Genomic DNA, 19,659 nt, shown 5'->3' on the forward strand with positions numbered 1-19,659 from the left:
TCAGCTCACCTCTTTCTCAGGGCGCCAGCGTATGACAAGACGCTCCGCTAAGGTTATTAGCCCAAATAACGTCAAGCTGATCGCAACAATAATGATAACTGCTGCAAACACTCGATCAGGCATAAAGCCTTTGAACGAGATGATCATAAATGCGCCAAGTCCTTTGTTCGTGCCTATCCATTCGGCCACAACTGCACTGAGTACGCTGTAAGAGGCCGCAATTTTCAAGCCGGAAAACAAATGAACAATCGCATGAGGAAGCTCCAATCTCCAGAACAACTGCCATTTGCGAATGCCGATCATTTGCAAATAATTACGAAGCTGCGCATCGGTGTTCATGAGGCCGCTCAGCATGGCAACCGTGATCGGGAAGAAACACACCATGATCACAAGCAGCACCTTTGGCAGCATTCCATAACCTAGCAGCATCGTCAAAATAGGAGCGATCGCAATGATGGGAACGTTTTGCGACAGCACGAGCAAGGGGTATACTGCCGATCGAACCCCAGGAATTAAATGCAGCAAAGCGGCGAGCACGAAGCCCACCGCCGATCCTCCCACAAATCCGAGCAGCATGATTTTCACCGTCGCTCCCGTATGCATCATTAACCTTGGCCAAATTTGGATGGCCTCTTGTACAATTGAAATCGGTGATGGAAACTCCCATTGTTGAAATAATCCAAGCCATGCAGCTGCCTGCCAGCAGACGAGCAGCACGATCAGTAGGGCTGCTGGCTGCCATATTTTCGACCAAATCGATTTCTTATTGCCCATCTGGATATTTCTCCAGCAGCCTGCCCATGGAAGCGCCGTTTGCCGGATTGTAGTAAATTTTAATTTGTGAAATAACGGACGGGCAGCCCATCTCCGCCATCGCCTCGCTCATCGACTGCACGACGCTGAGCAGATGGCTCAGCTCACCCTCCATCGTCGTTTCAAGCGGTGCTACACGATAAGGAACACCTGCCGCTTTAATGATTTCAATTGCACGATCCACGTAAGGAATAACACTTTCGCCGCCTGGCGTTGTCGGTAATATTTGAATACTTACTAATGCGTTTGCCATTTGATTTCCTTCTTTCTCATCGTTGTAAGTGAGAGCGGGCTTTCCCGCCCTCCGTATGTTCGAATAGCTTATTGTGGTAAAAATTCGTTCGTAAATGCATTCTCCGCTTCAAGCTCCTTCTCCAGCAGCTTGTGCTCAAACATCCATGCCGCATAGTTTTCCCATACGCTTAGCTTCTGTTCGCCCCAGCGCGGTGCGTCATCCTGATATTTCGAGCTTAACCATTTTTGGCTGGCGCGCACAAGCTCCGCATTCAAATCCGGCTCTGCTTTTATTAAAATTTCTGCTGCATCCTCCGCATTGCTGATCGCGTATTGGTAGCCTTTAGATACGGCAGCTGTAAACGCTTTGACTGTTTCCGGTTTATTCATAATCAAATCTTCGTTCGTCACGATTACCGGCGTATAATAATCCAGTTTGTCGCTGTAGTCTGTTAAATAAACCATATTGATCTTCTCGCCGCGCAGCTCTGCTTCCACGCCAGTCCATGCATAGTAAATCCATGCAAAGTCAATATCGCGTTTCACCGCCGTAAAGAAGTCGCTGTCGCCGATGCTCATGATGTTTACTTTGCTCACATCTGCGCCCTTCTCCTGCATAATCGATTGAATGACCGCCTCCTCAACAGGAGCGCCCCAGCCGCCATACGTTTTGCCTTCAAATTTCTCAGGTGAATCGATTCCCTTTGCAAGCGGTGAAGCAAAACCTGAGGTATTGTGCTGAATGACAGCGGCGATCGATACGAGCGGCACGCCGGCAATTCTCGCCATCGTGACAGACTCCTGATAGCTTACGCCAAACTGCACATTGCCCGAAGCGACCATTTGATCGGCACCGCTTTGTCCTGGTTGAATAATTTCAACGTCCAGTCCTTGCTCCTTAAAAAAACCTTTATCTCTAGCTACATAAAGTCCGGTATGATTCGTATTTGGTGTCCAGTCGAGTACAACCTGCACCTTCTCTAGCGGCTTGTCCGCTGTTCCCTCTTGCTCTTTCGGCTGTTCGCCCTTGTTCCCAGCGCCACCGCCGCAGCCTGCCAGCACCAATACGAACACAAGCATCGCGGCCACGATTTTCCACGACAAATACCCTGTTTTTTTCTGATTCATGATGTTGTTCCCCTCTCCATGCTTCGATTCTTATAGGCGACGACTCCTCGTAGTATCCGGTTCCATGGCTGCATCATTCTAATCGCAACAAAAAAAAGCGTCCCCCTAATCCGGAGGACGCCATATCATTGGCTGTGCAGCTGTTTATACAGCAAATGCTTGATCAATTTGATCTCGCCTGCTTGCTAAACAGAGCTTCTGTCCCTACGCTGGCATTATCCAGATCAGGTTTAACGGGTCGGAATTGTATAGAAAATCCCCTCTCAGCCGGCCTAACCAGCTCCCCGGAACATATTCGGTTTCGTCAATACCATTCATTGTATAGCAAAACCCGCATTTAATGCTAGTTTTTTTTGAAAATGATTATCATCAAGCCACGATACTCATCCTCTTACTATATACGGCAGCCAGAACGTGCAGCTCCTGCACCAGCTTTCATTGCCCTAGATCGATATGCTCATCCAGCCATTCTACCTTTGTTTCTTCAGCAGCCTTCGAATTTTCTAAGTCTGCCGTATCTTTGGTCTCTGCTGCAGGAGCAAGGCGTCCATATACGAGCAAATATGCGGCTGTCAGCTCTTTTGACATCTCTTCAGACGTTAGCCGCTCTAGCAGATGGATGTATTCTAGCTGCTCCTGCGGTTTATTATCCGCACGTGTAATCTTCACATAGGTAAAACCGGCCTGCAAATAAAGCTGGCTAACTTGTTCTGCTGAGTACTGTGATGCCGCTTGATGCTGTGCTTGTGCATTAGCAGGATCTAAATATTGCCGAATATTGTTGAAATAATAGCGATTGGCAAAGCACCCGACTAGCCAGCCGCCAGGCTTTAGAAGACGAACTAGATTTTTCATGGCTTGCGGTGTCCCGTATGCATGAGCATCTCCGATTACGATGCCGTCAAGACCTTCAGCAGGCAGCCTCCAATCCTTCGGATCATTCGAGCGGAATACAGTAATTCCCGAAGCTTCTGCTACTCTAGCCGCCAGCTCGTTACGCTCAACTCCGTACCATATTGCGGATGGGAATTGCTTTTTCATATGAAAAATCGTAGCTCCGCACCCGCAGCCTATTTCCATAATCGAGCAATTCTCGCGTCTGTACTCATGCGATTCCCGCTCAATTACGGTGCTGAAATCCATTCTAATATACGTTGCATCACCAGGGTCAAAGCCCCATTTGGACATAAAAACAATGGCATTTTTTCTGAAGTTTTGTACATATTGTTCTGGCTCTGAGCTAAAGGAGATGCTCCCGTAATGATGAATAAACGTATCGCCGCACAGCATCAGCTTATATCCCGCCAGCCGGAGCCGCAGGCTATAGTCATCATCTTCAAAGTTGCCGATACCGAAGATCTCGTCGAGCGATCCCGTTTTCTCCCATGCTTCTCTCCGCAGCAAAAGGCAGTAGCCGACCAGCTTCACGCGCTCCTCCCATTTTGTTCTATCAGGGTTGGCATGCAGTGCCGAAGCAAACAGCTCCATTTCATCTATCGTCGTATAGGTGACCGGGATCGTCGTCCAGTAGGAAGCCGAATTCGTAACGGGGCTGACCGCCCCTATTCGTTCATCACTAAATAAGCAGCGCTTGAGACCGTCAAGCCAGCTTGGCGTTACGATTGTATCGTTATTTAGCAGCATCAGAAGATCGCCCGAGGCCGCGGCCAATCCTTGGTTGCAGCCCTTAGGAAAACCAGCATTGCTGCCATTGTCGATTACGATAATATCGCTCTCGCTTTTAGCCCATTTTACCGTATCATCCGTCGAACCATTATCTACAATAATCAGCTCATAGCTGCCTCTCTGCGTATGTCTCCGAATACTTTCCACACATTGCTTCGTGTATTCAAGCTTATTGTAGGTAACGAGAATAATGCTTGTCATGCAGCTATTGGCATCGCTCACGCGTATCCTCCTCAAGCAAGCATAAACGGCTCACTTACCCATAAAATATGTCAGCCTATCCGCTTGGGTGAGCACTGTGCGCAACTTTCAATCATGCAGCCTTTTTGTATTTCTTGCGTATTCCGACGAAAAGCATAAGCAGCGGCAGCACAATTTGGAACAACGGCGCAATCTTCAGCGTAACATCGAGTCCAATCCAAATATGGGAAGTATTATTGGCTTCGATAAACGACGCCCCATAAATAATGAGACCAATGGGCAGCACACAATATCGGTAGGCAATACCAGTGATCATATTGAACATGAATACCGATGCCATGTATAGCGCAGTCATTTTGACATATAGACCGATGAACAGAAGCAAGGTTACAAGCACATCAAGCCTCTCCAATATATTAGCAAGCCTAATTAACTGAACAACCTCAAGCAGCGGCAGTGCTGTAAGCGAGGACAGCTCCGGCCCTAATACGCATAGCGTAATGATATTCATTAGAATTAGAAATAAGGATACGCCAATATAGGCCTTGTAAGTGACTGGCCCAATCCCTTTCTTCTCACTCACGTGCTTCCAAAAAACGAAAAAAATAACCATTTGCCCAAATGGAAAAGATACTAAATCTGGAAAGGCCGCCTTCACGACAGGCCCAATCCCGTGTTCAAAAACKGGAAGCAAATGTGCTATTTTGGGCAACCTGGCAACAAACAGGAGCAAAATAATAAAAGCATAGCTGAGCGCTGCAATCGGAAATAGAAGCTGTACGACACGGACAAATACTTCCACTCCCTTGCTGACGGTATAAGCGGCGGCGCTCATAATCAGCAGCATAACAATCCATTTCGGCGTAAAGGTCAGCAGCGCCGTCATCGTAAGCTCCCCGACGTCCCGTACGTTGCGCATCGATTCATAAGCAAACCATAACGCGTGAAGTATGCCTACAAAGCCGCCGATCCATTTTCCGAAGTGTATAACATAAAGCTCAGCAAGCTCCGAATTCGGGGAACGCTTCTGCACCTGGACGTACATAACGATAAGCAGCAGACCAGCAATCGCAGCAAGCGTCATCGCCAGCCAAGCATCCTGCTTCGCCTGTATGCCGAGCTCGAACAAAGGGGTGCTGCCTATCAAAAAAACGATGATCAAAATCGAAAGCTGGTTTTTGCCAATCTGCTGCATAGGGTCTCCTTTCTGCTTATGTTATTGGTGGTTCTTTTCCTGCGCCTTCTTAAATCCACTTCCGCTAAGACCAGTTGAATTCAAATTCACCTTAACTTTCATCTTTACTTCGATGTTCGAAAACTGCTCCGACCAGCTGCCCGACGTTTTTAACCATTGCTTTGGATATTTATTGTGAATGATCGTTCCGAAGCCGATTACATCTGCTTTATGCTTACTGACAGCGCTCCAGCCTTTTTGCATAATTGCGGCAATCTCGTCCTCAATCCGTTTTTGTATCTTCTCTATTTCTTTCGGATTCATGAGATCACCCTCGCAATTGTACTCCATCAGCGTTCCAGTCGCCTTTACGTTCAAATCCATCAGCCAATTGCCATCTGAAGATTTAGGAGTCTGCGTTGTATCCGAATGTGTGATGCGAATAGATGAGTTTTTCGGCTCGTTCTTGTCCGCTGAGCATGCGAATGAAACCGTCGTTTTTTTTAMTTGATTTGCAAGCCACATCACGCCTTGACTTTCTTCGTTGTTGATCCAGCCTACCAGCTTGTCACCTTCAATAAGGCCCAGTTCAAACAATCTGACCTTTGAAGGTGTACTGGTGTACGCAAGCTGCCCGGCATTGTCCACACTTTCTTTCGTACCGGACACAATTAATCCGGGTATGCCAGTAGCCCTTGTCGTTCCCAGCAAATCCAGCAGTACTTTATGAATGGTCATTTGACGGAAGGCTGAGCTGTTCATCTCTTCATTATTGATCATGCGCTGTATGGCTGCGCCTGGAATTTTCTCAAGCGGAATCAATTGTTCGAGCATCCGGCGCGCGCTTCCCTTTGACAAGAAAACGCTCACCGTCTCGCGGGAATCATGATTGCGCAAATAGGTGTCTAGAAGTGGTCCCAGTCCTTTGCGCGCAGCAGCCTGACCGATAATGACAATTTGATTATGTGCGAAATAGAGGCGCCGCGACGTCTCCTGGCTTGCTTTGCTGACCGCGCTTCTGAAGCTTTCCCCTTGCGTGGAAAAAACATGGACCGCCGCTGTGCTGTTGCTCGCGCTTTGACTGGAAATGGCTTCCGGTATGACCACTTGATACGACAACACCCATTTCCCATCCTTCCAATCAACGCCGGTAGCAGAAACAATCGCAATATCATTCAGCTCTATGCGATTCCAGCAGCCCGTTGCCAGCAAACAAATGAGCATCGGCAGCAGCAGCCTCCATTTTTTCATGGCAGGTTCCCCCTTTCATTACGCCTTATCGGAATGACGCTGTGCCTGCGGTTTTTTTCCGTTCGGCCGCCGCCTTGGATTACGCAGATTCAAATCTAGAGGTCGAAGCACGACCGCCCACCATGGCAGCCTGACGAACACGTCTCGCCATGGTCCTTGCTTTGTAGGACCTGGTGCCAGCGGAGACATATACGGCACTCCGAACGAGCGCAGCGATACCAAATGGATCAGCATAAACAATACAGAAATGAAAATGCCGAAAAACCCAAAAATACCGGCCATAATCATAAAGATAAAACGAATAATGCGAGATGTGGCCGCCATGTTGAATTCCGGCATTACAAAATTGGAAATCGCCGTAAAGGATACGATGATCACCATACCCGCTGACACGATGCCCGCCTGAACAGCCGACTGGCCGAGTACGAGAGCGCCCACGATAGATATGGCGGGCCCAATCGCCCGCGGCATTCGTAATCCTGCTTCTCGCAGCACCTCGAAAGTAACCTCCATCAACAGCGCCTCAACCAATCCAGGGAACGGAATCCCTTCTCGCTGCGCCGCTAGACTAATGAGCAGCGTTGTCGGAAGCATCTCCTGATGAAAGGTTGTAACTGCGATATACAAGGCAGGCAGCAGAATGGACACGATATATGAACCGTAACGGATGAGACGAACGAAGGATGCAATATCATATCGTTGATAATAATCCTCTGGCGATTGAAAAAACGAAAAAAATGTAGTCGGGGCCATTAAGACCATAGGCGAGCCGTCTATCATTACCGCTACTCTTCCCTCCAGCAGTGCTGCTGCCACGGAGTCCGGCCTCTCTGTATTTGAAAGCGTTGGAAACAGCGTGAACGTATCATCTTGAATAAACTCTTCCACGTATCCGCTCTCCAGCACACCGTCAATGTCAATGGCCGCCAGTCTGCGGTAAACCTCCTTAACGATCCCTTCATCTGCTATTCCATGCAAATACATAACAGCTACGTTCGTATGCGTTTGCTGACCGATCTTGTGCACCTGCACATGAAGGTCAGAGGAACGTATTATGCGCCTGACCAAGCTGATGTTCGTTTGAATATTTTCTACAAAAGCATGCTGCGGACCACGAATCACGGTCTGTGTCTGAGGAATCGTAACACTGCGCTGTTCGCCGCCGTTCACATCCGCCGTCAGCGCTTCCGCGCTGCCATCCGCCATAATGACACATAATCCGTCCGTCATATATTGGAGTGCATACTCCAATGTGTCCACACTCTGTACCGAGCCGATTGAAACGACGCAGCTGCGAAGCGCTTCCAGCAGCTTGCTTCCCTTCACATGAGCATGCTGCGGCAGCCTCATTGACATTAACGGCTCCATGACACTCTCATTAATGATTTGCGAGTTCACGATTCCATCCACATAAATAATGGCAATCTCACGTTCTGGAGCCGCATCGCTGCGAAACATTCGGATTACGATATCCGTGCTGTTGCCGAAGCAATCGCGAATGGTTTTGACATTCGCATGCAGCGACGGACTAAACGGCGTTAGCCTACCTGTGTTTTGTTTGTTCATAACGGCACCCTTCGTTTCCATGTTGCTTCTATTTTGGCGCATTATGGATGTAAATATGTACTGTCCTATTTGTGATTGGTTTTCGTGCTGCTCCGCGTATAGCATTCGTACGCCTAATTGGACTGCGAAGCTGTTCCCAACCAAACCTTGTCAATAATAACCACAAATAACCTCTAGTATAAGAACGTGTGTTCTGTATATAATAAGAACAAACGTTCTTGTTATGGAGGAGATGCATCATGACAATGGAAAAATGGTTCAGCCTAGTCGGTTGTGTCGTAGATGTGATTTATATGAGCAAAAAAGGCAAGTTTACGAAACGAAGGATTCGTGTCCTATCTGTAAGAGACGGTTATGTCAGAGCCTTTTGTATAGACTCCGGCGCACAGCGCGTCTTTCTTGCGGCAAATGTATTAGCAGCAGAGCTGGTGAGCCGAAATGTCTCTTAACAAAGTCATTATGCTTGCGGATTGCCAATCGTTTTATGCATCGGTGGAGAAGGCGGAACATCCCGAGTATCGCCATCTGCCGGTTGCTGTTGCGGGCGACCCCGAACGCCGCTCCGGCATCATTCTGGCTGCTTGCCCGATCGCCAAGTCATTTGGAGTAACGACTGCTGAGCGGCTGGGCGACTCGCTGGCGAAATGCCCGGATTTAATTATCATCAAACCGCGCATGCAGCTGTATATCGATGTTTCCATGATGATTACGAGCATTTATCAATCCTACACAGACCTCGTCGAACCTTATTCAATCGATGAGCAATTTCTCGATGTGACGGGCTCGCTGCATTTGTACGGCTCACCGGATGAGCTGGCTCATCATATCCAAACCCGCATCCAAGAAGAGCTAGGAGTGTACACCCGCTTCGGTATTGCGGAGAATAAAATTTTGGCTAAGACGGCCTGTGACAACTATGCGAAAAAAAACGATGCAGGCATTTACACCCTCTCCAGAGACAATCTTGAGGATACGCTCTGGACCTTGCCCGTCTCCAAGATGTTCATGGTCGGCAGCCGGATGACGAGGCACTTCCAATCGATGGGACTGGAGACGATCGGCCAATTAGCGGCAACGCCGCTTGAGAAGCTGAAGCTGATGATGCGCCGTAAATTCGGCAAAAACTCCGATATCAACGCGGAGCTGTATTGGAACATCGCAAACGGAATTGACAAAAGTCCCGTAACGCCGGGCACGCATCAGGTTGCGCCCAAGGCCATCGGGCATATGATGACGCTCCCGCGTGACTATGGGAAGCTGGAGGAGATCAAAGTTGTACTGCTTGAGCTGACCGAGCTCGTTTGCCAGCGCTGCCGAGGCAAAGGATATATGGGGCATGTCGTTTCCGTCGGATTAATGGGTGCCGATTATGATCGGCCTACGGGCTTTAGCCGTCAGATGAAGATGGACGATCCGACAAACGTCACGAATCAGGTTTATCGGGCCGCGGTAGAGCTGATGCTGCGGCATTGGGACGGTTATCCCGTAAGGAAGGTTGGCGTCAGCCTATCGCAATTTTCGCAGGATGACGAATACCAGCTTTCCCTGTTTGATCCGAACCGCGAGAAGACGATGGCGCTTGAGCGGGCGACGGACGCCTTGAAGAGGAAATATGGGGATGCCACTATTTTGAGAGCGGTGTCCATTACGGATGCGGGGCAAGCACAGCACCGCTCTGAGAAGATCGGAGGACATTACAAATGAGAAAAAAACTTGAAGGAAACGGACTTTGGGAGTCGAGCCGGATGATGCTGCCCGAGCATAAAGTCGCAATCAATGAGCAGGAGAAGACATTGCGGCTGCGTGAACGGGTGGAGCTAGATGAGCAGGAATGGGAACATGTAGCCCGCTCCGTGACAGAATCGCTGCAGCAGCGGCAGCCCATCACGCTCCGTTTATTTCATCCGCAAGAGGAACTGACCGTCAGCGGAATCGTTGACCGCGTAGATCAACTGAAAGGCCGCTTCATGGTCGATGGCGAATGGTTCTCTATTTACGATATTGAAGGCGCTGCTGCTTGGGAATAAGGAGTGCTCTGTTCCGTTAGCTTCGCTCAAAGCAGCCTAAAGTAGAACTCATCCTTGAACAGGAACTGCTCAACTGGCAGAAGGGCCAACGAAGCAGTTCCTGTTTTCTTTTGATATTATTTTGTATCGCTTCTGGCTTTTTCCCTCGATCTCGTCCGGCTCCGCCAACAAGTGTCGAAGTCCGGGGGTTTCACTTATTGCCACGCTGCACCGCAAGAACAGCCAATTCGATCTTGTTAAGCATGAGCCCATATTCATTCGTAATTTCAAAAGAATGCGGCATTGGCAGCTTTTGAAAATAAGGCGTAATGTCGGCAACGGACGTAAACCAATCCCCAGGCTCCGGCATTTCTATGGGCTGATCGTTCCACGCTGTACTAAGCTCTGGGCTGTAAAGCGGCTCAGCACCAGGCTTTAACCGTGCACCCAGCAGACGCTCCTTATAAATTGGCTGTGGAGGCTGCTGACGTACACGCGTAAACATATGCGGCGCGTAGTCGGCACGCGAGCCTGTATGCTTAACCGCAGCAGCGAAGGATCTAGCTCCTTCATAGACGCGCGGCACACCGAATAACATCGCATATAGACGCTTGCCGAATTCAATTCTCTCTTCTATATTTTCAAACCGCTCCAAAATAAGACCAGAGAGCCGCAGCGCAAACGCTCCTTCCCCTTTTCCCGGGCCATTGCCATAGGGGAAAATAACCCCGTTCAGCTGAAGCAGCGATTGCAGACCAAAAAATAACGTATGCAGCACCTTCTTTCGAAAAAAGGGATGCTGTACAACACGCTGCTCGATATAATGCTGCTCATTAACGATTAATGCGATCGTGAGCGGCACCGCGTCGCGATCTCGCCAGTACTGCTTCCAGACCGGCGCCATAAACGAGGTTACGCCAAAAGCAGGCAGCAGATGGAACAAGCTCCTCCCCTCGCGCCTGCTCCGTTCATACAAGAGCAGCTGTGGATAAGCATCTTGAAATATCAATGCATTCGCCTGCTCCAAAAAACGAAACACGGCCAACCGCTGTTCCGAGTTCAGCAGCCATGGAAGCCACTCGCCTTGCAAGTCAGTCATATTCCAGCCGCCATTACGGGACACCATATGCGCAAGCAGCGCCCAGTGCAGCTCCGGAGTGCGGAAATACAAAATACGATAAGCTTCCGTTCTCGTCACGTTATTCCGATTGGCAGCAGCAGTCTCAGCGCGAATTCGTTCGATTAGCGCAAGTTCCTCTTCATTCCAGCTTGTCACTGCTGAAGCATCAGCAGATTCAAAATGCTTCGACCATGCATACTTCAATTTTGCAACGGAAGAAGCTGAAAGCTGCAGCGGTGTTGCTTCCGCAATCATTGCATCCGATGCGCTCATTGCCCCCCACTTGCCTACTGCATAGTCAAACGCAGCGCTGGGGAGCGCGAGCAGCTGCCCTAGCCAGTAACCGAATGTACGGCGATAAGACCGTCCCTCATGCTTTTTGTCCATTGTCAGTGCTCCTCCTATCGCGTCGTTGACTATACAAGCTTGCTGCCTAGTTTAAACCCTATAGTATCCAGTATCAGCCACGGAGCAGTTCGTCATACCGTGTATGCAACATATGCGATTCGAGCGCTCACGATGTATAATAAAAGCATTAGAAAGGAGATGACAGCCATGTGCGGAAGGTATACACTCACAGTTACGTTGGAAGAGCTGATGGTTAGGTATATGATCGAAGAAACGATGGTACCTTTTCACCGTCCGAAATATAATATAGCTCCGAGCCAGCAGGTGCTGACCATTATAAATGATGGCCAAAATAATCGGCTAGGCGAGCTGAAGTGGGGACTTGTGCCGCCATGGGCGGATGATCCGAAAATTGGTTTCCAGATGCTGAATGCTCGATCAGAGACAGCAGCGAGCAAACCAGCCTTTCAGGCCCCGCTGCAGCGCAAGCGCTGCCTCATCCCTGCCGATGGTTTCTATGAATGGAAAACGACAGCACAAGGCAAGCAGCCGATGCGCTTCGTACTCAAGAACCGCTCCTTATTCAGCATGGCCGGTCTGTACGAGACCTGGCTTTCTCCTGAAGGGACCAAAATAAATAGCTGTACGATTTTAACAACTACGCCAAACGAGCTCGTTTCCGAGGTTCATGATCGCATGCCGGTCATTTTGCGGCCCGAGGCAGAGCAGCTGTGGCTGAACCGCGCGGTAACGGACGTTAAGATGATCACTCCACTCCTTAAGCCATACTCATCGCATGAGCTTGAAGCTTACCCTGTCTCCCTTGCAGTCGGAAGCGTCCGAAACGACGACTCTTCTTTAATCGAGCGCATTGAAGTGGACGAGCAGCTCGAGCTATGGTAGCAGCAAACCTAGCAGAACGATGTTCCCGTTGCCAAATAAAAAAAAATCGCTGACCAAAGCGGTCAGCGAAACATCCCCCACAGTTTCAGCAAGTGAAACGTGTTGTTCGGGTCAATCTTTTGCGCCATAATGAAAGCAACAATCTGGTCTTCCTGTGTATCCGTAAGCTGCTCCTGCAAAATAACGGACGCCGCTTTCACAAGCCGTCTAACCTTTGGCCGGTCTTGCAAATCGTATTTGGTCACATTTCCTAGCAGGTCCCTAATCCGTTCCTTCACAGCAGGGTTTTTCATTTTGTATTTAACACGCTCGACCAGCTGAGGCTTAATCCCATAGTTTTGGTAACTCACTTCGTTGACACCTCCATCAGGCAATCCAGTCACATCGTTAAACTATATGCCGAAAGGAGGTGAATATTGCCTAGTCCAGCTGTTCCCCTTGAAAAAATTGATCCTGCTCCAGCAAGCTGCGCAATCTAACGAATGACTCATTCGTCCAAAAATCATCTCGTCCTGTTAATTCAGCGGCATCATCCCTAGCAAGCTCCAGCAGCTCATAGTCAGCAACCATGTCGGCCAAACGAAACTCTGGCAATCCGCTTTGCTTCGTGCCAAAAAAATCGCCCGGACCACGAATCTCAAGATCCCGCTTAGACACTTCAAATCCGTCATCCGTGTCCGTCATGACCTTCATTCGCTCGCGTCCCGTTTCTGATTTCGGATCAGCTACTAATATACAATGTGATTGATGCTCTCCCCGCCCTACACGTCCTCGCAGCTGATGCAGCTGGGATAATCCGAATCGCTCCGAATCCATAATGATCATAAGTGTCGCATTAGGAACGTCGACACCTACCTCAACGACCGTCGTCGCCACAAGCACATGCGTTTCATTTGCGCCAAAAGCACCCATCACGCTTTCTTTCTCCGCAGCTGAAAGGCGTCCATGCAGCAGGCCTACCCGCAAATCTGGAAACGACTGCTGCGTTTGCACATACAGATCAATCGCATTTTGCACATCGAGCTTCTCCGACTCCTCGATCAGCGGGCAGATGATGTAAGCTTGACGCCCCTTATTTACTTCTTTCCTTATAAAAGCGAGCACACGCTCCATCATGCTGTGCTTAACCCAATACGTCTTAATCGGCTTGCGCCCATGCGGCCGCTCGCGAATCGTCGACACGTCCATATCGCCGAATGCGGTAATCGCCATTGTTCTCGGAATCGGCGTTGCTGTCATCGTAAGCACATCGGGGTTCATCCCTTTGCGCCGCAGCACGCTCCGCTGATTGACACCGAAACGATGCTGTTCATCCACAACGACGAGCCCAAGGCTCCGAAAAAAAACATCGTCCTGAATTAGAGCATGCGTTCCAACGACAATATCAATCATGCCCATTTGAAGCCCCGCAAGCACATCCCTGCGTTTGCGCTCTGTTACACTTCCCGTTAGAAGAGCAACCTCAATTCCGAGCTCTGCGAACATTTTTGTAAGCGAGCGCATGTGCTGATCAGCCAGTATTTCTGTTGGCACCATCAAAGCCCCTTGATGACCTGATTTCACCGCAACATACAGTGCAATAGCTGCCACAACCGTTTTGCCGGAGCCAACGTCACCTTGAAGCAGCCGATTCATGCAGGACGGCCTTCTCATATCGACACAAATTTCATTAACGACCTTCTTCTGAGCATCTGTCAGCTCAAACGGAAGGGTTGCGGCAAATTGACGAATCGTTTCACTCTCAATTCGATGTGCGATGCCATCATTCCGCTTGCGATTAAGAGCCCGATACGCTTGGAGCTTCAACTGAAACAGAAACAGCTCCTCGTATACCAATCGTTTGCGCGCCTGCAGTCCTTCCTTCGTATCATCCGGCAAATGAATGCGATGCACCGCGTCGCGTCTGGGCATCAAATGATGCTGCTCCACAAGCTCAAACGGCAAAATCTCTTCAATCATCGACCCATATTGCGTCAACGCTTGACGCACGGTCTTCCGCATCCAAGGCTGTGTGATGCTTCCGCCTACCGAATAAACCGGCTGCAGCGTTCCTGATTTAGCCGGTCCGCCGCTGCCAGGAAACTCCGAATCCGATATCGTCATTTGCAGGCGCTGTTGTTCCCACTTGCCCGTAAGCATAATCTCACGGCCAATGACAAGCTGGTCCTGCAGAAAATGCCGATTAAACCAGACTGCCGTCACGAGCCACTGCCCAACCTCAACCTTGCATGTTAATCTTGATTTGCTTTTTCCATATCGCTGCAGCATTGGAATGCCTCGGACATGTCCTAGAACCGTCACCTTCTCGCCTTCCTTTACATCGGTCAGCTCACGAATGCGATAATCCTCATAGCGAAATGGAAAATAATCAAGTATATCCGCCACTGTTCTCACGCCAAAGGCGTGAAGCTCCAATTCCTTGGGAGCACTCACGCCTTTGATTTGCCGAACAGAAATTTGATCAAGAGTCATTTTACGATCACATCCTGTACATAAACACGGCCGATGTGCCAGGTCCCGTATGCGTGCCGATAACAGCACCTACCGTCGTCCAGTTCATTTCTTGTACATTGAACTGGGCTTTCAATAGCTCACACAAATCCTCAGCTGTGTCTTTACTGAAAGAGTAAGCCATAGTCATACCGACCGGCTCATCGCCATACGATTGTTTCAATAGTTCAATAATACGAGCCATCGCCTTCTTAGAGCCGCGCACTTTATCTACAGCTAGCACAACCCCATCTTTGTCCAAAGATAAGATAGGCTTTATGTTAAGAATCGAACCGATCAGCGCGGATGCTTTGCCAATTCTTCCGCCCTTTTGCAAATATTCCAACGTGTCGACTAGAAAGTATAAATTAGTACTGCGCTCAAGACGCTCAATCTCTTCGATAATCCGTTCTTTCGATTCGCCTGCTTGTGCCATTTCGGCAGCTCTCACAACACGTAGTCCGAACCCGTATGAAGCAGATTTAGAATCGATTATCGTAATATCCGCTTCTTGCTCGAGCATGGAATGAGCAATGACAGCCGATTGATACGTACCGCTGAGCGCGGCCGACAAATGAATAGAAATAATAGGTGAATCAGCGTCCTCCGCAAGCAAGCGCTCATATACTTCTGAGAACTCGTTTGGTGATGGCTGAGATGTTGTAGGAAGAACAGATGACTGCGCAAGCTTCTCGTAGAATTGTTCGGACGTAATCGTCACGGCATCTAGAAACGTCTCCTCGCCAAACAGCACCTTAAGGGGAACTACCGATATCCCCAAGCGCTTCTTGACCTCTTCCGGAATATCAGATGTGCTATCCGTTACTATTCGGACCTTTCCCATGGCCATTTCCTCCCATTGTTAGAACGATTACATTTACTCCAAAGCAAAAACATACGGATACAGCGGTTGTCCGCCTTTTTGCAATTCAAGCTCCAGATCAGGATACTGCTCTCCGATCCATTCGCATAACGACGCCGTTTCTGTCGCTTCCGCATCCTCACCTGACAAAATCGTCAGCAAATCTCCACCTGCATCGAGCATGTTAGCAATGAGCGATTGGCAGGCTTCGAGCAAGCTTGCTTTGGATACAACTATCGTCTTTTCTTTAATGCCGATGTAATCGCCCTCGCGAATATCCACACCTTCAATGGTCGTATCTCGCACAGCCTTTGTTACTTGTCCCGACATAACCTGCTCAGCAGCGTTTTTCATCCATGCGCTATTTCGTTCAGCCGTCTCGTCTTCCTTAAAAGCAAGTACAGCGGCTAAACCCTGAGGTATCGTGCGAGTTGGGATAATCGTAACATTCCGCTCGCTAAGCTCAGCAGCTTGTTCAGCTGCCAAAATAATATTTCCGTTATTCGGTAATATATAGATATGCTCTGCTGACAGAGCCTCGATCGCCTTCACAAAATCTTCTGTGCTCGGATTCATCGTCTGACCACCAGACAATACCGTATCCACTTCATTTTCGAGGAAAATGTTCGTAATCCCCTCGCCTAGAGCAACAGCAATAATTCCAAACGGCGCCCATTCAAATACTTGACCAGGCGGAACTCCCTGTACGGCCTGCCCTGCAAGCAGTTCTGCTGCAGAATAGTCAACAACGGCTGAATCCACTGCCTCATGCTCAAGCAAATCACGATGCTGCTCGCGCATATTAAGAATATGAATATCGGTTAATTCTCCGTAAGGAAGCGATAGGTTCAGTACGTCTCCCGGTTTGCGAGAGTGTACATGAACTTTAATAATATCGTCTTCTGTTATGACCAATATAGAGTCTCCATCTTTCCCAAGAGCACGTTTGTAAGCGGATTCATCAAAAAACGCTCCCGCTTGTCCGCTTAGCTTGCGATTGATAAAAAATTCCATATCGTATAAAAATTCAATAGCTTCCGTCGCTAAGCGTGCTTGTGCCGAGATCGGCTCTTGCTTGCGAATTGGTGGCACGATAATAGGAACAGCCACTTCTTCAGGTGGAGCTGCTTCTGACGGCATCGAATAAGTATCAAGCTGGCCATCGATTTCTGCTAGGCTGCGTACGAAACCCTCATAAATAAACACGAGACCTTGTCCGCCAGAATCGACTACGCCAACCTGCTTTAATACAGGCAATAAATCAGGCGTACGCTGCAAAGCTTCATATGCCTTCTGATGCACCTCGTGCATCAACTCAGCCACGTCACTCGTTCTACGGGCGTACTGAACGGCATGCTTCGCAGCTTCCTTGGCAACGGTAAGAATCGTTCCTTCTACAGGCTTTACGACAGCTTTATAAGCGAGGTCAACACCGTATTGCAAAGCAGCGGCTATTTGCACCGTTCCCGCTTCTTCAAGACCGGCAAGCGACCTGGAGAAACCTCTGAACAGCTGTGACAAGATAACGCCGGAATTGCCCCGAGCCCCCATCAGCAGCCCCTTAGATAAGGCTTCTGTCGTTTTTCCAATGCTGCTTGACGGCTTGCTGCGCAGCTCGCGAACGCCTGAGGACATCGTTAAGTTCATGTTTGTTCCCGTGTCGCCATCCGGCACTGGGAATACATTTAATGCATTAACGTGCTCTGCGTTTCGCTGTAAATAATCCGCGCCGAGCAGTGCCATTGCGGTAAAATCAGATCCGTTTATAAAGCGCTTACTCAACGAAATTTCCCTCCCTGTTACTTAAGTACCCTGACATCCTGCACAATTATATGGACTTCTTCCACTTGTAGACCGATTACGTCGTTCAGCACATATTTTACCTTGGATTGAATGTTATGCGCTACCTCGGAAATTTTTGTTCCATAGCTTACGATGATGTAGAGATCAATATGCAATTCTTCATTTACTCGTCTAACTTCAACGCCGCGAGTCAAATTGTCTCGTCCGAGCAACTCGGCAATTCCGTCCTTTAGCTGTTTGCGTGAAGCCATCCCGACAAGTCCATAACAATCCATGGCCGCAGAGCCCGCAATAATGGCTATGCAATGGTCTGAGACATGTATGGAACCTAATTCTGTGCTTAGCTGCATTGGCATGGAAATACACTCCCTTACTGTATGTATTATGGACTAAGTATTATTGTACTATAAACGGCTCCTTTATAGAAGTCTGTTCAATAAATCCAGTTATTCTGCATGGTTGCTCGCTTTAAAAGCGATAAAGAACATCCTTGTCCTTATATTTAGGTTGAACAGAACCAATGTTTGTGATACGATATTCAAGTGTGTTTAAATGTTATTTCGCTTACGAATGAAATTTTCCTCACGCATAACGAAGCCATATTAATGGAATCCGTTTTGTTCAAGCAAGATTTAAAGGAGGTGTAGTCATGTCCCGCAAATGTTTTCTTACAGGTAAAGCACCTGGTAAAGGTAACAACGTTTCCCACGCAAACAACAAAACTCGTCGTTCTTGGGGCGTAAACGTGCAAAAGGTTCGCATTTTGGTTGATGGTAAACCGAAACGTGTTTATGTTAGCACACGCGCACTTAAAGCTGGTAAAGTTACACGCGTATAATGATGGCAATGGCCATAGACAAAAGCACCTGAGCGCTCAGGTGCTTTTTTTTTTGCTTTTCTACGATCACGGCCGAAGGGTGTCCTGCAGCATCTAGACCTAATTTTTTTGGAAGGTATTCAAAATCGCCTTTACGAACCCGCCCAAAAATTTAGGCAGTTTGATTGTATAAAATTTCATGCCTCATCCCTCCTCAGACACGCTCATCGAATTTATCCGTGACAACATTACTACGCTCATGTAAACATCCTATGCGTCGTCAGTTTGTCCTATTCCATAGTGCGTCTGAGGGGAAAGCCTATTATGCGCCCGTTATTGGCATTGGATTATCTCTTATATATATAATAGCCGCTCCAACGACAGCAATTAGTAAATAAAATACTATCGATAGCGCGAAAAAAGCGATTCGCATGCCTAGCTTTTCAAATCTCCGGAAAAAGCGAATGCCCACGTACAAAGCGAGCAGCGAGAAGAGATACCGATAAAAATCCGATATCATCGAGAATAGCGCTAGCAGCAGTCCGGCAAGAAATGTATACATCAACAGCCAGAGTGTTGTTTTCAACCGTTCATTCATCGCAGTACCTCCTAGCGCAATACCGCGATTGCCGCGGCTCGGTCTACCTCTGAGAACACGGCACTTCCTGCCACAAGCACATTAGCGCCAGCTTCACGAATGACTGCTGCCGTTGTTTGATTAACACCACCGTCAACCTGGACATGAACATCATCTAGTCCCTGCTCCTCCAGCATCGCACGAAGCTGGCGCAGCTTCACAAGCGAATAAGGAATGAACTTCTGACCCCCAAATCCAGGGTTAACCGTCATAATAAGCACGAGATCAAGATCATGCAAAATAGGCTCCAGCACAGAAACAGGTGTTGCCGGATTAATCGCTACGCCCACAGGCAGCCCTTTTTCTTTTATGTAATGAACGGTTCTATGCAAATGCACGCAAGCTTCAGCATGAATAGTAATGCGGTCCGCGCCTGCTGCAATATAGTCCTCAATTGAAAGTTCCGGACGTTCAATCATCAAATGCACATCAAAAGGAAGCTTCGTCACAGGCCTGATAGCTGAAATGACCGGCGGTCCAAAAGTTAGATTGGGGACAAAATGTCCGTCCATCACGTCGATGTGAATCCAATCTGCTCCTGCCGCTTCGACTGCTTGAACTTCCTCTCCTAGCCTTGCAAAGTTGGCCGATAATATAGAAGGGGCAATAATCGTCATAGT

At 48.6% G+C, this 19,659-nt stretch carries 21 protein-coding genes and 1 riboswitch; of the genes, 5 read left to right on the plus strand and 16 right to left on the minus strand.

Translation table 11 applies throughout. The annotated features are described in order from the left end of the window. From AC1DM9_RS13875 to AC1DM9_RS13905, 7 genes are all read right to left on the minus strand, one after another. Complete coding sequence (locus AC1DM9_RS13875) at window positions 1–774, minus strand: ABC transporter permease (protein ID WP_477580519.1); 774 nt, start codon at window positions 772–774, stop codon at window positions 1–3. Next, window positions 764–1,066: a thiamine-binding protein gene (locus AC1DM9_RS13880; protein WP_054028091.1), complete on the minus strand. Its 303-nt coding sequence runs from the start codon at window positions 1,064–1,066 to the stop codon at window positions 764–766. The genes AC1DM9_RS13875 and AC1DM9_RS13880 overlap by 11 nt, the downstream gene beginning before the upstream one ends. 68 nt (window positions 1,067–1,134) lie before the next feature. Next, window positions 1,135–2,175, minus strand: coding sequence for an ABC transporter substrate-binding protein (locus tag AC1DM9_RS13885; protein ID WP_477580521.1), 1,041 nt, complete (start codon window positions 2,173–2,175; stop codon window positions 1,135–1,137). 184 nt (window positions 2,176–2,359) lie between these two features. Next, window positions 2,360–2,472: riboswitch (TPP riboswitch) on the minus strand. Between the two features lie 138 nt (window positions 2,473–2,610). Next, the gene (locus AC1DM9_RS13890) at window positions 2,611–4,083 is read right to left on the minus strand and encodes a glycosyltransferase (RefSeq protein WP_477550267.1); all 1,473 of its coding nucleotides are present in this window, start codon (window positions 4,081–4,083) and stop codon (window positions 2,611–2,613) included. Between the two features lie 91 nt (window positions 4,084–4,174). Further along, window positions 4,175–5,257, minus strand: coding sequence for a GerAB/ArcD/ProY family transporter (locus tag AC1DM9_RS13895; protein ID WP_441881383.1), 1,083 nt, complete (start codon window positions 5,255–5,257; stop codon window positions 4,175–4,177). Between the two features lie 21 nt (window positions 5,258–5,278). Further along, on the minus strand, window positions 5,279–6,487 hold the full coding sequence (locus AC1DM9_RS13900) for a Ger(x)C family spore germination protein (RefSeq protein ID WP_477580523.1): 1,209 nt from the start codon (window positions 6,485–6,487) through the stop codon (window positions 5,279–5,281). Window positions 6,488–6,505: 18 nt separating this feature from the next. Continuing rightward, on the minus strand, window positions 6,506–8,095 hold the full coding sequence (locus AC1DM9_RS13905) for a spore germination protein (RefSeq protein ID WP_477580525.1): 1,590 nt from the start codon (window positions 8,093–8,095) through the stop codon (window positions 6,506–6,508). A gap of 197 nt (window positions 8,096–8,292) precedes the next feature. Here AC1DM9_RS13905 and AC1DM9_RS13910 point away from each other — a divergent pair, with 197 nt between their 5' ends. The 3 genes from AC1DM9_RS13910 to AC1DM9_RS13920 are packed head-to-tail and all read left to right on the plus strand — an operon-like array spanning window position 8,293 to window position 10,080. Then, a complete protein-coding gene (locus tag AC1DM9_RS13910; RefSeq protein ID WP_076268302.1) occupies window positions 8,293–8,502 on the plus strand; it encodes a hypothetical protein in 210 nt (69 codons plus the stop codon). Further along, complete coding sequence (locus AC1DM9_RS13915) at window positions 8,492–9,757, plus strand: DNA polymerase IV (protein ID WP_441881392.1); 1,266 nt, start codon at window positions 8,492–8,494, stop codon at window positions 9,755–9,757. Before AC1DM9_RS13910 ends, AC1DM9_RS13915 begins: the two co-directional genes overlap by 11 nt. Further along, window positions 9,754–10,080: a YolD-like family protein gene (locus AC1DM9_RS13920; RefSeq protein WP_339208844.1), complete on the plus strand. Its 327-nt coding sequence runs from the start codon at window positions 9,754–9,756 to the stop codon at window positions 10,078–10,080. The genes AC1DM9_RS13915 and AC1DM9_RS13920 overlap by 4 nt, the downstream gene beginning before the upstream one ends. Window positions 10,081–10,270: 190 nt before the next feature. Here the strand turns inward: AC1DM9_RS13920 and AC1DM9_RS13925 are convergent, their stop codons facing one another. Then, entirely contained in the window at window positions 10,271–11,566 is a 1,296-nt protein-coding gene (locus AC1DM9_RS13925) for a DUF2515 domain-containing protein (protein ID WP_477580527.1), read from the minus strand. A 168-nt stretch (window positions 11,567–11,734) separates the two neighbouring features. Here AC1DM9_RS13925 and AC1DM9_RS13930 point away from each other — a divergent pair, with 168 nt between their 5' ends. Further along, on the plus strand, window positions 11,735–12,430 hold the full coding sequence (locus AC1DM9_RS13930) for an SOS response-associated peptidase (protein ID WP_477580529.1): 696 nt from the start codon (window positions 11,735–11,737) through the stop codon (window positions 12,428–12,430). Between the two features lie 62 nt (window positions 12,431–12,492). Here AC1DM9_RS13930 and AC1DM9_RS13935 read toward each other — a convergent pair whose 3' ends face one another. From AC1DM9_RS13935 to AC1DM9_RS13955, 5 genes are all read right to left on the minus strand, one after another. After that, window positions 12,493–12,780, minus strand: a complete 288-nt coding sequence (locus tag AC1DM9_RS13935) for a stage VI sporulation protein F (RefSeq protein ID WP_076268279.1) — start codon at window positions 12,778–12,780, stop codon at window positions 12,493–12,495. A gap of 70 nt (window positions 12,781–12,850) precedes the next feature. Beyond that, complete coding sequence (recG, locus tag AC1DM9_RS13940; RefSeq protein ID WP_076268278.1) at window positions 12,851–14,902, minus strand: ATP-dependent DNA helicase RecG; 2,052 nt, start codon at window positions 14,900–14,902, stop codon at window positions 12,851–12,853. 7 nt (window positions 14,903–14,909) lie between these two features. Continuing rightward, window positions 14,910–15,764 carry a DegV family protein gene (locus AC1DM9_RS13945; protein WP_441881406.1) on the minus strand — a complete coding sequence of 285 codons (855 nt, stop codon included), beginning with the start codon at window positions 15,762–15,764 and terminating at the stop codon, window positions 14,910–14,912. A 33-nt stretch (window positions 15,765–15,797) separates the two neighbouring features. Then, window positions 15,798–17,525 (minus strand): DAK2 domain-containing protein, encoded by a 1,728-nt coding sequence (locus AC1DM9_RS13950; RefSeq protein ID WP_441881451.1) that lies wholly within the window; start codon window positions 17,523–17,525, stop codon window positions 15,798–15,800. Window positions 17,526–17,581: 56 nt separating this feature from the next. Beyond that, window positions 17,582–17,941 (minus strand): Asp23/Gls24 family envelope stress response protein, encoded by a 360-nt coding sequence (locus AC1DM9_RS13955; protein ID WP_076268275.1) that lies wholly within the window; start codon window positions 17,939–17,941, stop codon window positions 17,582–17,584. Between the two features lie 293 nt (window positions 17,942–18,234). On the opposite strand from AC1DM9_RS13955, the gene rpmB reads away from it, so the two are divergent. Next, entirely contained in the window at window positions 18,235–18,423 is a 189-nt protein-coding gene (gene rpmB / locus AC1DM9_RS13960) for a 50S ribosomal protein L28 (RefSeq protein ID WP_053375639.1), read from the plus strand. A 99-nt stretch (window positions 18,424–18,522) separates the two neighbouring features. Here the strand turns inward: rpmB and spoVM are convergent, their stop codons facing one another. The 3 genes from spoVM to rpe form a co-directional block, all read right to left on the minus strand. Next, window positions 18,523–18,603 carry a stage V sporulation protein SpoVM gene (gene spoVM, locus AC1DM9_RS13965; RefSeq protein WP_010345573.1) on the minus strand — a complete coding sequence of 27 codons (81 nt, stop codon included), beginning with the start codon at window positions 18,601–18,603 and terminating at the stop codon, window positions 18,523–18,525. Window positions 18,604–18,724: 121 nt separating this feature from the next. Continuing rightward, window positions 18,725–19,000: a hypothetical protein gene (locus AC1DM9_RS13970; RefSeq protein ID WP_076268274.1), complete on the minus strand. Its 276-nt coding sequence runs from the start codon at window positions 18,998–19,000 to the stop codon at window positions 18,725–18,727. Window positions 19,001–19,011: 11 nt separating this feature from the next. Further along, window positions 19,012–19,656 (minus strand): ribulose-phosphate 3-epimerase, encoded by a 645-nt coding sequence (gene rpe / locus AC1DM9_RS13975; RefSeq protein ID WP_477511464.1) that lies wholly within the window; start codon window positions 19,654–19,656, stop codon window positions 19,012–19,014. Window positions 19,657–19,659 lie beyond the last annotated feature (3 nt).

The organism is Paenibacillus sp. 01T431 (assembly GCF_056398625.1).

Coding starts and splice junctions, on each gene's coding strand:
- AC1DM9_RS13955 (WP_076268275.1), bottom strand. CDS start 17,941: ATGCCAATGCAGCTAAGCACAGAATTAGGTTCCATACATGTCTCAGAC.
- rpmB (WP_053375639.1), top strand. CDS start 18,235: ATGTCCCGCAAATGTTTTCTTACAGGTAAAGCACCTGGTAAAGGTAAC.
- rpe (WP_477511464.1), bottom strand. CDS start 19,656: ATGACGATTATTGCCCCTTCTATATTATCGGCCAACTTTGCAAGGCTA.
- AC1DM9_RS13930 (WP_477580529.1), top strand. CDS start 11,735: ATGTGCGGAAGGTATACACTCACAGTTACGTTGGAAGAGCTGATGGTT.
- AC1DM9_RS13920 (WP_339208844.1), top strand. CDS start 9,754: ATGAGAAAAAAACTTGAAGGAAACGGACTTTGGGAGTCGAGCCGGATG.
- AC1DM9_RS13875 (WP_477580519.1), bottom strand. CDS start 774: ATGGGCAATAAGAAATCGATTTGGTCGAAAATATGGCAGCCAGCAGCC.
- spoVM (WP_010345573.1), bottom strand. CDS start 18,603: ATGAAATTTTATACAATCAAACTGCCTAAATTTTTGGGCGGGTTCGTA.
- AC1DM9_RS13880 (WP_054028091.1), bottom strand. CDS start 1,066: ATGGCAAACGCATTAGTAAGTATTCAAATATTACCGACAACGCCAGGC.
- AC1DM9_RS13945 (WP_441881406.1), bottom strand. CDS start 15,764: ATGGGAAAGGTCCGAATAGTAACGGATAGCACATCTGATATTCCGGAA.
- AC1DM9_RS13925 (WP_477580527.1), bottom strand. CDS start 11,566: ATGGACAAAAAGCATGAGGGACGGTCTTATCGCCGTACATTCGGTTAC.
- AC1DM9_RS13950 (WP_441881451.1), bottom strand. CDS start 17,525: ATGGCACTGCTCGGCGCGGATTATTTACAGCGAAACGCAGAGCACGTT.
- recG (WP_076268278.1), bottom strand. CDS start 14,902: ATGACTCTTGATCAAATTTCTGTTCGGCAAATCAAAGGCGTGAGTGCT.
- AC1DM9_RS13970 (WP_076268274.1), bottom strand. CDS start 19,000: ATGAATGAACGGTTGAAAACAACACTCTGGCTGTTGATGTATACATTT.
- AC1DM9_RS13885 (WP_477580521.1), bottom strand. CDS start 2,175: ATGAATCAGAAAAAAACAGGGTATTTGTCGTGGAAAATCGTGGCCGCG.
- AC1DM9_RS13915 (WP_441881392.1), top strand. CDS start 8,492: ATGTCTCTTAACAAAGTCATTATGCTTGCGGATTGCCAATCGTTTTAT.
- AC1DM9_RS13905 (WP_477580525.1), bottom strand. CDS start 8,095: ATGCGCCAAAATAGAAGCAACATGGAAACGAAGGGTGCCGTTATGAAC.
- AC1DM9_RS13910 (WP_076268302.1), top strand. CDS start 8,293: ATGACAATGGAAAAATGGTTCAGCCTAGTCGGTTGTGTCGTAGATGTG.